This window comes from Daejeonella lutea (assembly GCF_900168015.1).
GTDB lineage: Bacteria > Bacteroidota > Bacteroidia > Sphingobacteriales > Sphingobacteriaceae > Daejeonella > Daejeonella lutea.
The window spans coordinates 101,790-116,643 of the sequence record NZ_FUYR01000001.1; the positions used below are offsets into that span (position 1 = coordinate 101,790).

Sequence of the window (14,854 nt, forward strand, 5' to 3'; positions counted from 1 at the left end):
TTGATGTTTATAGAGAGATTCATACGATACCTTCAATTTGAAAAACGGTTCTCTCCCCATACCGTTACTGCCTACAGGCAAGACCTTACTCAATTTAACGAATTTTTAGCGGTTGATAATCTGGACGTACTGACTATTTCACATCGAGATGTTCGCAGTTGGATGCTCTTGATGATGGAACAAGGTTCAGAAGCCAAAACGGTAAACCGCAAATTATCCGTGTTGCGATCTTTTTATAAATTCCTGCAGCGTGAAGAATTGAGCAACACTAATCCTATGATTCATATCAAGGCGCCTAAAGTCCCGAAGCGCTTGCCAGTTGTTTTGGATGAGCAAAAAATGGACAGTTTGTTGGACGCGGAACTCAGCTTTGAAAGCAGTTTCAATGGGATGAGAGACCGCTTAATTCTCGAACTGTTATATGGCACAGGCATTCGTTTGTCCGAACTCGTCAATTTGACAGACCATGACGTGAATTTATATGACCAATATATTAAAGTACTAGGAAAGCGGAATAAAGAACGAATCATTCCTGTGGCCGCTCCGCTGATCAAGCTGATCAAAGAATACCAGCGTGAAAAATTAAGTCAAAATTTTAACAACAAAGCGTCTTCTTTAATCGTTACAAATGAAGGGAATAATGCATATCCCCAATTTATTTATCGTATTGTGAAATTAAATCTGTCTCAAATTACCACCCAAGAAAAAAAGAGCCCGCATGTGCTAAGACACTCATTCGCGACCGCTCTTTTAAATAAAGGTGCTGACTTGAATGCGATTAAGGAACTTCTGGGGCATTCAAGCCTTGCAGCAACACAGGTTTACACACACAATTCAGTGGAAAAATTAAAGTCAATTTACAAACAAGCTCACCCTAAAGCATAAACTATGGCTTGATTCTACCCTTACTATTGTAAGATCTCCGATAAACGGAGTTTAATTAATTTCTAAATTTTATAAAAGGAGGAAACATGAAAATCCGAGTGCAATCGATCCATTTTTCAGCAGATGTTAAATTATTGGATTTTATCCAGAAGAAAGCAGATAAATTGGATCAGTTTTTTGATCAGATAATTAGTGGTGAAGTTTATTTAAAACTTGAAAACACTTCTGATGAGGCAAATAAAATAACAGAAATTAAATTATTGATACCGGGGAACGACTTGTTCGCTAAAGAACAGTGCAAAACGTTTGAAGAAGCAACCGACAAGGCAATCGAGTCATTGAAACACCAAATCGATAAACACAAGGAAAAAGTCAGGGCTCGGATGAGTAATCACAAAACAGTCCTGGCCAACGAGGAAATTATTTAATTTATAATTACTTCATAATTAGGCACTTTTTCGGCAGTCGTATCGACTGCCGATTTTTTTTACTAAAAAATTTTGTCCAACTCTAAATTTTCGTAGATTTGCAGTCCCTTTCAGAGGGGGGTTATCTTCAAGAGGTAATTAACTCTGAAAAGGTTGGTTCTTTAATTAATTAAAGCAAACATTTCAACTATCAGATCATATGTTTCATGTGTGAATGATAGCCTATAAACGCCTCCTTAGCTCAGCTGGTAGAGCAACTGACTTGTAATCAGTAGGTCATTGGTTCGATCCCGATAGGAGGCTCAGAAATGTTGGGGGGGTTCCAGAGCGGTCAAATGGGACGGACTGTAAATCCGTTACTTCGGTTTCGAAGGTTCGAATCCTTCCCCCCCCACAATTCAATTATGGATTGTAAATTACGAATTACGTACGCGGGATTCGTAATTGATCATTCGTAATTCGTAATTGAATATGCGGAAGTAGCTCAGTTGGTAGAGCGATAGCCTTCCAAGCTATAGGTCGCGAGTTCGAACCTCGTCTTCCGCTCAAAGGTTCATTGTTTGCCAGAACGGTGGTTCATCAGATTGGAGTAAGATGAATGAATACATGAACCGGAGAGCAAATTAAAAGCCGACGTAGCTCAGCGGTAGAGCACTTCCTTGGTAAGGAAGAGGTCATGGGTTCAAGTCCCATCGTTGGCTCTAGATTGTATTTTAGAATTAGAACAATAATAAAATTAACCTAATAATTAGTATAAAACAAAATGGCAAAAGAAAAATTTGACCGCAGTAAGCCGCATTTAAATATCGGTACTATAGGTCACGTTGACCACGGTAAAACTACACTTACAGCAGCTATCACTAAGGTATTGGCTGATGCAGGTCTTTCTGAGGCACGTTCATTCGATTCAATTGACTCTGCACCAGAAGAAAAAGAAAGAGGTATCACCATCAATACTGCACACGTGGAGTATTCAACGGCTAACCGTCACTATGCACACGTTGACTGTCCAGGTCACGCGGATTATGTGAAAAACATGGTTACTGGTGCTGCTCAGATGGACGGTGCTATCATTGTAGTTGCTGCTACTGATGGTCCTATGCCACAAACTCGTGAACACATCCTTCTTGCTCGTCAGGTAGGTGTACCTTCACTAGTAGTTTTCATGAATAAAGTGGATATGGTTGACGATCCGGAATTACTAGAACTAGTGGAGATGGAAATCCGTGAACTACTAAGTTTCTACGAATTCCCTGGTGATGATATTCCTGTTATTCAGGGTTCTGCATTAGGCGGATTAAATGGCGATCCTAAGTGGGTTGGTAAAATCATGGAGTTGATGGAAGCTGTAGATAACTACGTTCCAATTCCTCCACGTTTGACAGAGCTTCCATTCCTTATGCCAGTTGAAGACGTATTCTCGATCACTGGTCGTGGAACCGTTGCAACAGGTCGTATTGAAAGAGGTGTTATTAACTCAGGTGAAGCAGTTGATATCTTAGGTATGGGAGCTGAAAACTTGAAATCTGTTGTTACAGGTGTTGAGATGTTCCGTAAGATATTAGATAGAGGTGAAGCTGGTGATAACGTAGGTTTATTGCTGCGCGGTATTGAGAAAACTGATATCCGTCGTGGTATGGTTATCTGTAAACCAGGTTCGGTTACTCCTCACACTGATTTCAAAGCTGAGATTTACGTATTATCTAAAGCAGAAGGTGGACGTCACACTCCATTCTTTAACAAATACCGTCCACAGTTTTACTTCCGTACAACAGACGTTACTGGAGAGATCACTCTTCAAGAAGGAGTAGAAATGGTTATGCCTGGTGATAACGTTACAATCAATGTTAAATTGATTAACGCGATCGCAATGGAGAAGGGTCTACGTTTCGCTATCCGTGAAGGTGGTAGAACTGTAGGTGCCGGACAGGTAACTGAAATTGTAAAGTAATCAATTTCATATAAAGGTTAATTGGATAACATAAGTCCCTTTATTGTGGACTTATGTTTTCTTATAATACACGGGCTGGGTTTTAATATATTAGAAAACCGGTTTATATTGACGGGAATAGTTCAATGGTAGAATAGAGGTCTCCAAAACCTTTGATCAGGGTTCGAATCCTTGTTCCCGTGCTTACGCTAAATAGAAGATGGCTAACGTAGTAGAATTTATAAAAGAATCATATACCGAAATGACCCAGAAGGTTACCTGGCCGACTTGGGGAGAATTACAAAATTCAGCTGTATTGGTGTTAATAGCATCTATAATCATATCACTGGTGATTTTGGCTATGGATGAAACTGTTGGCAGAGCGTTAAAGATGTTCTATAATTCTCTTGCATAATATAAGCACTATGAGCGATCAATTGAAGTGGTATGTGGTTAGGGCTGTTAGCGGAAAAGAGAAAAAAGTTAAGCAGTACTTAGAAGCCGAAATTAACCGTTTAGGTATTTCACATTTATTACCTCAGGTGTTAATACCGATGGAGAAATTCTATCAGATGAAAGATGGTAAGAAGATCGCCAAAGAGCGTAATTTTTACCCTGGGTATGTTCTGATAGAGGCTGCGTTGGATGGCGAGCTTGAGCACGTTATTAAAGGAATCAATAGCGTTATTGGTTTTCTTGGTGATAAAGGCGGTAACGCCGTGCCTATGCGTACTGCAGAAGTAAACCGTATCCTGGGTAAGGTAGATGAAATGGCTGAGCAAGGCGAATCCATGAATGTTCCTTACTATGTTGGAGAGAATGTTAAGGTAATGGACGGACCGTTTAACGGATTTACCGGCGTTATCGAAGAAGTAAATGAAGAGAAAAAGAAGCTTAAGGTAATGGTTAAGATCTTCGGAAGAAGAACACCTCTTGAGTTAAATTATATGCAAGTCGAAAAGGAATAGTTGGATTCGAGAAGCGAGACGCGAGCTAAGCTCGTTTCTCGAACCTCGATTCTCATAAAATCTTAAATGTTACATAGCTTCCACTACTAACATTGAGTTACAAATAAATCAATAAAAATGGCAAAAGAAGTCGGTGCTTTAATAAAATTACAGATCAAAGGCGGCGCTGCAAATCCATCTCCACCAGTAGGTCCCGCGTTGGGAGCGAAGGGTGTGAATATCATGGAGTTTTGCAAGCAATTTAATGCGCGCACCCAAGATAAGCCAGGTAAAGTTTTACCGGTTGTAATTACTGTATATGTCGACAAGTCATTCGATTTTATCATTAAAACTCCTCCTGTAGCTATCCAATTACTGGACGCAACAGGTTTGAAGAGTGGTTCTGCTGAACCTAACCGTAAAAAGGTTTCCAGTGTTAACTGGGAGCAGGTTGAAAGCATTGCCAAAGATAAAATGACGGACTTGAACGCATTTACTGTCGAGTCAGCCATGAAAATGGTTGCTGGTACAGCACGCAGTATGGGAATTACCGTTAGCGGTGATGCACCCTGGAATAATTAATTATACAAATCAGTTTAAGAAGTGGCTAGATTAACAAAAAATCAAAAACAGGCACATTCAAAAATTGAGGCTGGGAAAGCATATTCATTAACTGCAGCTGCGGCTCTGGTTAAAGATATCACAACTACCAAATTTGATGCTTCGGTTGACCTTGATGTACGCTTAGGCGTAGATCCGCGTAAAGCGAACCAAATGGTACGTGGTATTGCAACTCTACCTCATGGAACCGGTAAAACTGTCCGTGTTTTAGTTCTTTGTACTCCTGATAAGGAAGCAGAAGCTAAAGCAGCAGGTGCAGATTACGTAGGTTTAGATGAATATATTGCCAAAATAGAAGGCGGTTGGACTGACGTTGATATCATTATTACAATGCCTAGTGTTATGGCTAAAGTGGGTAAACTTGGACGTGTTTTAGGTCCTCGTAACCTTATGCCTAATCCTAAGTCGGGTACTGTTACCACAGATGTGGGTAAAGCGGTAACTGATGTTAAAGGCGGTAAGATCGATTTCAAGGTTGACAAAACTGGAATTATCCATGCCTCTATTGGAAAGGTATCTTTTGATGCAGACAAAATTTATGAGAATGCACTTGAAGTAATTCAGGTAATTTCAAAATTGAAACCTTCTGCAGCTAAAGGAACTTATTTCAAAAGCATACACATGTCTTCGACAATGAGTCCGGGAATCGAAATTGAAACTAAATCAGTAGCGGGAATCTAATCATGAGAAAAGAAGAAAAACACGACGTTGTTCTTGCTTTAACAGAGACGATTGCTGAGTATGGTAATTTTTATATTACTGATACAGCAAACCTGTCTGTAGCAAAAGTAAATGATATTCGCCGCAAATGTTTCGATAACGGTATCAAAATGCAGGTCGCTAAAAACACTCTGATCAGAAAAGCTATGGAAGCTTCTCAAGGTGATTACAGCGAGATCTTTGACGTATTAAAAGGATCGTCATCTATTTTATTCTCAAAGTCAGCAAACGCTCCGGCAAAGCTGATTAAACAATTGAGAAAAACAGGTGATAAACCAGTACTCAAAGCAGCATACATTGATTCCGCAGTATTCATTGGCGACAATCAACTGGATGCCCTGGTGAACCTTAAATCTAAGGAACAATTGGTGGCAGACATCATTGCATTGCTTCAGTCTCCAGCTAAGAATGTTATCTCTGGCTTACAGTCAGGTGGAAACAAATTAGCGGGAATTGTTAAAACATTACAAGAAAGAGGTTAAAGAACTACCTAAAAGTTCAATTAAATTATTCAAGTACAGAAATTTTAAAATAAAATAAAATGGCAGATTTAAAATCGTTTGCTGAGCAATTAGTAAACTTAACAGTAAAAGAAGTTAACGAATTAGCTCAAATATTAAAAGATGAGTATGGTATCGAGCCAGCTGCAGCAGCAGTTGCAGTTGCAGGTCCGGCAGCAGGTGGTGATGCACCAGCGGCAGCAGCAGAACAAACTTCTTTCGATGTAATTTTGAAAGAAGCTGGTGGTTCTAAATTAGGTGTTGTTAAATTGGTTAAAGATCTTACAGGCTTAGGTTTGAAAGAAGCTAAAGACCTAGTTGACGGTGCACCGAAAGAAGTGAAAACTGGTGTTGATAAAGCAGAAGCTGAATCATTAAAGAAAGCATTAGAAGAAGCTGGAGCTACTGTTGAGATTAAGTAATCTTAACTCATAAAATTATGGCCTTAGACTCCGATTTTCATCGGGGTCTATTGCCATTTGTATAATACCCATTGATGTATGACTTACATCTCCGCACCTGGCGGGAAACAAGTCGAAGTTTATTTACTTAAATAAATTCTCAGTCCCTTGGCAAACAAAATTAAGCAATCCGAAAGAGTAAATTTTGCTACCAGTAAGCATGTGATGGATTATCCTGACTTTCTGGATGTTCAATTGCAATCTTTCAGGGAATTTTTTCAATTAGAAACTACTTCAGATAACCGTCATCAAGAAGGTTTGTTTAAAGTTTTCTCTGAAAATTTTCCGATCTCTGACTCACGAAATATCTTCGTTTTAGAATTTCTTGATTACTTCATTGATCCCCCGCGTTATGATATACATGAGTGTATCGAGCGTGGTTTAACGTATAGCGTCCCGTTAAAGGCTAAGCTTCGCTTGTCTTGTAACGATGCGGAACATGAAGATTTCGAAACAATTGTTCAGGACGTGTATTTGGGAACCATCCCTTACATGACTCCAAAAGGAACGTTTGTTATCAATGGTGCAGAACGCGTAATCGTTTCGCAGCTCCACCGTTCTCCGGGTGTGTTCTTCGGCCAAAGCCGTCACACTAACGGAACAAAATTATATTCAGCGCGTGTAATTCCGTTTAAGGGTTCATGGATTGAGTTCGCTACAGACGTAAATAACGTCATGTATGCTTACATCGACCGTAAGAAGAAATTCCCTGTAACTACATTACTTCGTGCTATCGGTTATGATTCAGATAAGGACATCCTTGAACTATTTGAACTAGCTGATGAAGTTAAAGTAAGTAAGTCTGGCTTGAAGAAAGCTGTTGGACGTAAGCTTGCTGCGAGAGTGTTGAAGAAATGGGTAGAAGATTTCGTGGATGAAGACACTGGTGAAGTTGTTTCTATTGATCGTAATGAGATCATTATGGAACGCGAAACCGTTTTAGAAGACGACCATATTGATATGATCATCGAAGCTGGAGTTAAGACCATCATCCTTACAAAGGATGACGCGGTAAACAGCGGTGATTATACTATTATATATAATACATTACAGAAAGATACCTCAAACTCTGAGAAAGAGGCTGTGGAGCATATCTATCGTCAATTACGTAACGCTGAACCACCTGATGAAGAAACTGCTCGTGGTATTATCGACCGTTTGTTCTTCTCTGATAAGAGATATGACCTGGGTGATGTGGGCCGTTACCGTATCAATCGTAAACTTAAGTTAACTACTCCGGTAGAAACTAAAGTTCTTACTAAACAAGATATCATTGCTATCGTTAAATATTTGATCAAACTGATCAATTCTAAGGCTGAGGTGGATGATATCGATCACTTGTCAAACCGTCGTGTTCGTACAGTAGGCGAGCAATTATACGCACAGTTTGGTGTAGGTCTGGCACGTATGGCTCGTACTATCCGTGAGCGTATGAATATTCGTGACAACGAGGTATTCACACCAACCGACCTGATCAATGCACGTACACTATCTTCGGTGATAAACTCGTTCTTTGGAACGAATCAGCTATCACAGTTCATGGACCAAACCAATCCTCTGGCAGAGATTACGCACAAGCGTCGTCTGTCAGCCTTAGGCCCAGGTGGTCTTTCACGTGAGCGTGCAGGTTTTGAGGTTCGTGACGTTCACTACACGCACTACGGGCGTTTGTGTACCATCGAAACTCCTGAAGGACCAAACATTGGTTTGATATCGTCACTGTGTGTGCATGCCAAGATCAATAACTTAGGTTTCATCGAAACTCCATATCGTAAGGTTGATGCCGGACGGGTTGTAGTTGAAGAGCCGGTTATTTACCTTTCTGCGGAAGATGAGGAAGGAAAAACTATCGGCCAGGCAAGTGCATTGTATGATGATAAAGGTAATTTCGAAACGCCACACGTTAAAGCACGTTACGAAGGTGATTTCCCGGTAATTGAGCCAACTAAGCTTGATTTGATGGATATTGCACCTAACCAGATCACATCAATTGCTGCATCCTTGATTCCATTCCTGGAGCATGATGATGCTAACCGTGCATTGATGGGGTCAAACATGCAACGTCAGGCCGTGCCATTGTTACGTCCTGAGTCACCGATTGTTGGAACAGGACTTGAAGGACGTGTTGCACGTGATTCACGCACACTGATCAACGCCGAAGGAACAGGTGTTGTAGAATATGTTGATGCGAATGAGATCCGTATCCGTTACGAAAGAAATGAGGATGACGTTCTTGTGTCTTTCGAAGGAGAGGTTAAATCATATCGTTTGATCAAATTCAAGAAAACTAATCAGAGTACTTGTATCAACTTGAAGCCAATCGTAAGAAAAGGCCAGAAAGTTGAAAAAGGGCAGGTTCTTTGTGAAGGATATGCAACTCAGGACGGTGAGCTTGCTCTTGGTAGAAACCTTAAAGTGGCATTCATGCCTTGGCAAGGGTTCAACTTTGAGGATGCGATCGTAATCTCTGAGCGTGTAGTTTCACAGGATATATTCACTTCCCTTCACATTGAAGAGTTCGAACTTGAAGTTCGTGACACAAAACGTGGTGAGGAAGAGCTTACACCGGATATTCCTAACGTTTCTGAAGAAGCGACTAAGGACCTGGATGAGAACGGAATTATCCGCGTAGGAGCTGAAATTAAAGAAGGTGATATTCTAATCGGTAAAATCACTCCAAAAGGAGAGTCTGATCCATCACCGGAAGAAAAACTTTTACGTGCAATCTTTGGTGACAAAGCTGGTGATGTGAAAGATGCTTCACTTAAAACTCCGCCGTCAATTCATGGTGTAGTTATCGATACAAAATTATTCTCACGGGCTAAGAAAACCACTAAGCCGGAAGAGAAAGTGATGATCGAGAAATTAGATAATAAGCATAACAAAGCAACCAAGGAATTGAAAGATACCTTGATTGATAAATTGTTCACCATTGTGAATGGTAAAACATCACAGGGTGTTTACAACGTATACAAAGAACTCTTAGTAGCTAAGGGTGTGAAATTCACACAGAAGATCCTTACAGAGATGGAGTTTGCAAATGTAAACCCTACTAAGTGGACAACTGATGAAGATAAGAACGAGTTGATCAAACAAACTCTTCACAATTATAACATTAAGCTTAACGAAGAGCTTGGTGCTTACAAACGTGATAAGTTTGCGATCAGTGTAGGAGATGAACTTCCATCAGGAATTGTACAGATGGCTAAAGTTTATGTGGCTAAAAAACGTAAGCTTAAAGTTGGTGATAAGATGGCTGGACGTCACGGTAATAAGGGTATTGTTGCCCGTATCGTTCGTGATGAAGATATGCCATTCCTTGAAGACGGAACTCCGGTTGATATAGTGTTGAACCCGCTGGGTGTACCTTCACGTATGAACCTTGGACAGATCTATGAAACTGTGTTAGGATGGGCTGGAAAAGAACTTGGAATGAAGTTCGCAACGCCAATTTTCGACGGAGCTTCGCATGATGAGGTTGAAGAGTGGGTTGCTAAAGCAGGTGTACCAACATCAGGAAGGACTTATTTATACAATGGGTTAACTGGTGATCGTTTTGACCAACAGACTACAGTAGGTATCATTTATATGCTGAAACTCGGTCACATGGTTGACGATAAGATGCACGCCCGTTCAATCGGACCATACTCATTAATTACACAACAACCATTGGGTGGTAAAGCACAGTTTGGTGGTCAGCGTTTTGGTGAGATGGAAGTTTGGGCACTTGAGGCATTTGGTGCTGCTAACATACTTCAGGAGATATTAACAGTTAAGTCTGATGACGTTGTAGGACGTGCAAAAACCTACGAAGCGATCGTTAAAGGTGAAAACCTGCCTACGCCTTCAGTTCCGGAATCATTCAATGTATTGGTTCATGAGTTAAGAGGATTAGGATTGGATATCACATTAGACTAAAGTAGCAAGTAGAAAGTATCATGTATCGAGACCATCGTTTTGCGAATCTTGATACTTGATACCTGATACCTGGTACTAAAAACAAAAAGAGCTATGTCTTACAAAAAGGATAATAAAATCAAAAGTAATTTCACCTCGATAACCATCAGTTTGGCTTCTCCCGAATCTATCCTGGAGCGTTCAAGTGGTGAGGTGTTAAAGCCGGAAACTATCAACTACCGGACTTACAAACCTGAGCGTGATGGCTTATTTTGCGAGCGGATATTCGGTCCTGTAAAGGATTATGAATGTCATTGCGGTAAATACAAGCGTATCCGTTATAAGGGAATCGTCTGCGATCGTTGCGGTGTTGAAGTAACTGAGAAGAAAGTACGTCGTGAGCGTATGGGACACATTAACCTGGTGGTTCCTGTTGCGCACATATGGTATTTCCGTTCTCTACCAAACAAGATCGGTTACCTTTTGGGATTGCCTACCAAGAAACTTGACCTCATTATTTATTATGAGCGTTACGTTGTTATTCAGGCTGGATTAAAAGAAGCTGATGGTATCCAGAAAATGGATTTCCTTACCGAAGAGGAATACCTTGACATCTTAGATACATTACCAAAAGAAAATCAATACCTGGACGATAAAGATCCGGAGAAATTCATCGCGAAGATGGGTGCTGAAGCACTTCAGGACCTGCTCGGACGTTTGGATCTCGATCAGCAATCTTACGACCTTCGTCACCAGGCAGCTACCGAAACTTCACAGCAACGTAAAACTGAGGCCTTAAAACGCCTTCAGGTTGTTGAAGCTTTCCGTGGTGCAAATACCCGTATTGAGAATAACCCTGAGTGGATGATCGTTAAGATCGTTCCGGTTATTCCACCAGAATTGAGGCCTCTCGTTCCACTTGAGGGTGGCCGTTTTGCTACTTCAGATTTGAATGACCTTTACCGCCGTGTGATCATCCGTAACAACCGTTTGAAACGTTTGATCGAGATCAAGGCGCCAGAGGTGATTTTACGTAACGAGAAGCGTATGCTTCAGGAGTCTGTCGATTCATTATTCGACAACTCACGTAAAGTAAACGCAGTAAAAACAGAAGGCAACCGTGCTTTGAAATCTCTTTCTGACATCTTGAAAGGTAAACAAGGTCGTTTCCGTCAAAACTTATTAGGTAAGCGTGTGGATTATTCGGCACGTTCCGTAATTGTTGTAGGGCCAAACCTCAAACTTCACGAGTGCGGTCTACCTAAAGATATGGCTGCTGAGTTGTTTAAACCATTCATCATTCGTAAAATGATTGAAAGAGGTGTGGTGAAGACGGTTAAATCGGCCAAAAAGATAGTTGATCGCAAAGATCCAATCGTTTGGGATATCCTTGAAAACGTATTGAAAGGTCACCCGGTATTGTTAAACCGTGCTCCAACGCTTCACCGTTTAGGTATTCAGTCTTTTCAGCCTAAGCTTGTTGAAGGAAAAGCAATTCAATTGCACCCATTAGTGTGTACTGCATTCAACGCGGATTTTGACGGTGACCAGATGGCTGTGCATTTACCATTAGGTAATGCTGCAATTCTGGAAGCCCAAATGCTGATGCTTGCTTCGCACAACATTCTTAACCCAGCGAACGGCACGCCAATCACTGTTCCATCTCAGGATATGGTTTTGGGTCTTTATTATATTACTAAAGGCCGCAGAACTGATGAAACTCGTGTTGTTGTAGGTCAGGATCAAACATTCTATTCTCCTGAAGAAGTAATTATTGCTTATAACGAACGTAAGCTTGATCTTCACGCTTTTATCAAGGTTAAAACCAATGTGAAAGAGAAGGATGGCGGACAGATTGTTAATAAGCTTATCGAAACGACTGTAGGTCGCGTTCTCTTTAACCAGAGAGTTCCTGCTGAAGTTGGATATATTAATGAATTATTAACCAAGAAATCACTTCGTGATATTATTGGCGAGGTAGTGAAAACTACTGGTATGGCTCGTGCAGCACAGTTCCTTGATGATATCAAAGAATTAGGTTTCCAAATGGCATTCCAGGGTGGTCTTTCATTTAACCTTCAGGATCTTAACATTCCTGCTGAAAAAGCACAGCTTATCGGCCAGGCAAGTAAGGAAGTTGAAGAGGTAATGAATAACTATAATATGGGTTTCATTACTAACAACGAACGTTACAATCAGATTATCGATATCTGGACCCGTATTAACAATCGTCTTACAGCGAATGTAATGAACCAGTTATCGAGCGATAATCAAGGATTTAACTCGGTTTACATGATGCTTGACTCTGGAGCACGTGGTTCTAAAGAGCAGATTCGTCAGCTTTGTGGAATGCGTGGTTTGATGGCTAAGCCTCAGAAGTCAGGTTCTGGTGGTGAAATTATTGAAAACCCGATCTTATCTAACTTTAAAGAAGGATTATCGGTACTCGAATACTTCATTTCTACTCACGGTGCACGTAAAGGTCTTGCAGATACTGCATTGAAAACGGCAGATGCTGGTTACTTAACTCGTCGTTTACATGACGTTGCTCAGGATATGATCGTGGGTGAAACGGATTGCGGAACACTGAGAGGAATCTACACCACTGCATTAAAAGATAATGAGGATATCGTGGAACCATTATACGACCGTATTTTGGGTAGAACAAGTCTTCACGATGTATATGATCCACTGACTAATGACTTACTTGTAACCGCAGGTGAAGATATTGAAGAGGATGTTGCAGTTAAAATTGAAAACTCTGCCCTTGAGGGTATAGAGATCCGTTCGGTTTTGACATGTGAAAGCAAGCGTGGTGTTTGTGCTCTTTGTTATGGACGTAACCTTGCTACTGGTAAACGCGTTCAAATGGGTGAAGCTGTAGGAGTAATTGCTGCACAGTCAATCGGTGAGCCGGGTACACAGTTGACACTTCGTACATTCCACGTGGGTGGTACGGCATCGAACATCGCGGCAGAATCTCAGATCGTTGCTAAGTTCGACGGTGTTATTGAGTTCGAAAATGTGAGAACGGTTAGTCACCAAACTGAAGAAGGACCACTAGAAGTTGTTTTAGGACGTTCAGGTGAATTCAGGATAGTTGAGCCAGGCACAAACAAAATGATCATGGCCAACAACATCCCTTACGGAGCTTATCTGTATGTTAAGGATGGTGAGAAGATCTCCAAAGGCGATAAAATCTGTAGCTGGGATCCATATAATGCGGTTATTATCTCCGAGTTCGAAGGAAAAGCTGAATTTGAAGCGATCATTGAAGGTGTGACTTTCCGTGAAGAGTCGGATGAGCAAACTGGTCACAGAGAGAAAGTTATCATTGATACCCGTGATAAAACTAAAAACCCGGTTATCCGTGTGGCGGATAAGAAAGGTAATGGACTAAAAGGATATAACATTCCGGTAGGAGCACACATTGCAGTAGAAGAACACGAAGCTGTGAAAATGGGGCAGATCATTGCTAAAATCCCTCGTTCAACAGGAAAAACAAGAGATATTACGGGTGGTCTTCCACGTGTGACAGAATTGTTCGAAGCACGTAACCCTTCAAATCCAGCCGTTGTAACTGAAATTGACGGTGTTGTAACCTTGGGTGGTGTTAAACGTGGTAATCGTGAGATGTCTATTGAATCCAAAGACGGACAGATCAAGAAATACCTTGTTCCATTGTCTAAGCACATACTTGTACAGGATAATGACTTCGTGAAAGCGGGTATGCCTTTGTCTGACGGGTCTATTTCTCCGGCTGATATCCTTTCAATTAAAGGCCCTGCAGCAGTTCAGGAATATCTGGTTAATGGTATTCAGGAAGTTTACCGTTTACAAGGTGTGAAGATCAACGATAAACACTTTGAGACCATCGTTCACCAAATGATGCAGAAGGTGATGATTGAGGACGCTGGAGATACACGCTTCCTTGAAAAGGAACTTGTGGACCGTTGGGACTTCCAATTGGAAAATGACGAGATCTACGATAAACGTGTCGTTACTGATCCGGGAGAATCTACTAACCTAAAAGCAGGGCAGATTATTTCTGTGCGTAAACTGAGAGATGAAAATTCTGTACTGAAACGTAAGGACATGAGACTCGTTGAAACTCGCGATGCAATTGCGGCTACTTCAAGCCAAATGCTTCAGGGTATCACTCGTGCATCATTGGGAACTAAATCGTTCATATCTGCAGCTTCCTTCCAGGAAACTACTAAAGTGTTGAATGAAGCGGCTATCAGTGGCAAGCGCGATAACCTGTTAGGATTGAAAGAAAACGTAATTGTAGGTCATTTGATTCCGTCAGGAACAGGTCTGCGTCATTACGAGCGAATCATAGTAGGTTCTCAAGAAGAATACGACAAGTTATTGGCATCAAAACAGGAAGAAGTAGAAGCTTAATTCTGGCCATTTACTAACTATTAAGCCTCCGATTTATCGGAGGCTTTTTTGATTGGTGCAT

11 protein-coding genes and 5 tRNA genes are annotated in these 14,854 nt (G+C 41.0%); all 16 read left to right on the forward strand.

Annotated elements, in window-relative coordinates:
• Positions 1-3: 3 nt before the first annotated feature.
• The 16 genes from B5X60_RS00545 (at position 4) to rpoC (ending at position 14,793) form a co-directional block, all read left to right on the forward strand.
• Positions 4-885: a tyrosine-type recombinase/integrase gene (locus B5X60_RS00545; RefSeq protein ID WP_079700625.1), complete on the forward strand. Its 882-nt coding sequence runs from the start codon at positions 4-6 to the stop codon at positions 883-885.
• A gap of 86 nt (positions 886-971) precedes the next feature.
• On the forward strand, positions 972-1,313 hold the full coding sequence (gene hpf, locus B5X60_RS00550; protein ID WP_079700626.1) for a ribosome hibernation-promoting factor, HPF/YfiA family: 342 nt from the start codon (positions 972-974) through the stop codon (positions 1,311-1,313).
• A gap of 230 nt (positions 1,314-1,543) precedes the next feature.
• A tRNA-Thr gene (locus tag B5X60_RS00555) sits at positions 1,544-1,616 on the forward strand.
• 10 nt (positions 1,617-1,626) lie between these two features.
• Positions 1,627-1,707, forward strand: a tRNA-Tyr gene (locus B5X60_RS00560).
• Positions 1,708-1,786: 79 nt separating this feature from the next.
• Positions 1,787-1,859, forward strand: a tRNA-Gly gene (locus tag B5X60_RS00565).
• Between the two features lie 83 nt (positions 1,860-1,942).
• Positions 1,943-2,014 (forward strand) — tRNA-Thr (locus tag B5X60_RS00570).
• Between the two features lie 62 nt (positions 2,015-2,076).
• A complete protein-coding gene (gene tuf / locus B5X60_RS00575) occupies positions 2,077-3,264 on the forward strand; it encodes an elongation factor Tu (protein WP_079700627.1) in 1,188 nt (395 codons plus the stop codon).
• 111 nt (positions 3,265-3,375) lie between these two features.
• Positions 3,376-3,446 (forward strand) — tRNA-Trp (locus B5X60_RS00580).
• 17 nt (positions 3,447-3,463) lie between these two features.
• Positions 3,464-3,658 carry a preprotein translocase subunit SecE gene (gene secE / locus B5X60_RS00585; protein WP_079700628.1) on the forward strand — a complete coding sequence of 65 codons (195 nt, stop codon included), beginning with the start codon at positions 3,464-3,466 and terminating at the stop codon, positions 3,656-3,658.
• A 10-nt stretch (positions 3,659-3,668) separates the two neighbouring features.
• Positions 3,669-4,211, forward strand: a complete 543-nt coding sequence (gene nusG / locus B5X60_RS00590; RefSeq protein ID WP_079700629.1) for a transcription termination/antitermination protein NusG — start codon at positions 3,669-3,671, stop codon at positions 4,209-4,211.
• A 117-nt stretch (positions 4,212-4,328) separates the two neighbouring features.
• Positions 4,329-4,772: a 50S ribosomal protein L11 gene (gene rplK / locus B5X60_RS00595; protein ID WP_079700630.1), complete on the forward strand. Its 444-nt coding sequence runs from the start codon at positions 4,329-4,331 to the stop codon at positions 4,770-4,772.
• 21 nt (positions 4,773-4,793) lie between these two features.
• Positions 4,794-5,492, forward strand: coding sequence for a 50S ribosomal protein L1 (gene rplA / locus B5X60_RS00600; RefSeq protein WP_079700631.1), 699 nt, complete (start codon positions 4,794-4,796; stop codon positions 5,490-5,492).
• Positions 5,493-5,494: 2 nt separating this feature from the next.
• A complete protein-coding gene (rplJ, locus tag B5X60_RS00605) occupies positions 5,495-6,013 on the forward strand; it encodes a 50S ribosomal protein L10 (protein WP_079700632.1) in 519 nt (172 codons plus the stop codon).
• 59 nt (positions 6,014-6,072) lie between these two features.
• Complete coding sequence (gene rplL / locus B5X60_RS00610; protein WP_079700633.1) at positions 6,073-6,453, forward strand: 50S ribosomal protein L7/L12; 381 nt, start codon at positions 6,073-6,075, stop codon at positions 6,451-6,453.
• 147 nt (positions 6,454-6,600) lie between these two features.
• Positions 6,601-10,410: a DNA-directed RNA polymerase subunit beta gene (gene rpoB / locus B5X60_RS00615; protein ID WP_079700634.1), complete on the forward strand. Its 3,810-nt coding sequence runs from the start codon at positions 6,601-6,603 to the stop codon at positions 10,408-10,410.
• Between the two features lie 93 nt (positions 10,411-10,503).
• A complete protein-coding gene (gene rpoC / locus B5X60_RS00620; protein ID WP_079700635.1) occupies positions 10,504-14,793 on the forward strand; it encodes a DNA-directed RNA polymerase subunit beta' in 4,290 nt (1,429 codons plus the stop codon).
• Positions 14,794-14,854: the final 61 nt, after the last annotated feature.

Bases quoted from the DNA above. Each gene is read 5' to 3' on its own strand.
- B5X60_RS00545 (WP_079700625.1), top strand. From the start codon at position 4: ATGTTTATAGAGAGATTCATACGATACCTTCAATTTGAAAAACGGTTC.
- hpf (WP_079700626.1), top strand. From the start codon at position 972: ATGAAAATCCGAGTGCAATCGATCCATTTTTCAGCAGATGTTAAATTA.
- tuf (WP_079700627.1), top strand. From the start codon at position 2,077: ATGGCAAAAGAAAAATTTGACCGCAGTAAGCCGCATTTAAATATCGGT.
- secE (WP_079700628.1), top strand. From the start codon at position 3,464: ATGGCTAACGTAGTAGAATTTATAAAAGAATCATATACCGAAATGACC.
- nusG (WP_079700629.1), top strand. From the start codon at position 3,669: ATGAGCGATCAATTGAAGTGGTATGTGGTTAGGGCTGTTAGCGGAAAA.
- rplK (WP_079700630.1), top strand. From the start codon at position 4,329: ATGGCAAAAGAAGTCGGTGCTTTAATAAAATTACAGATCAAAGGCGGC.
- rplJ (WP_079700632.1), top strand. From the start codon at position 5,495: ATGAGAAAAGAAGAAAAACACGACGTTGTTCTTGCTTTAACAGAGACG.
- rplL (WP_079700633.1), top strand. From the start codon at position 6,073: ATGGCAGATTTAAAATCGTTTGCTGAGCAATTAGTAAACTTAACAGTA.
- rpoC (WP_079700635.1), top strand. From the start codon at position 10,504: ATGTCTTACAAAAAGGATAATAAAATCAAAAGTAATTTCACCTCGATA.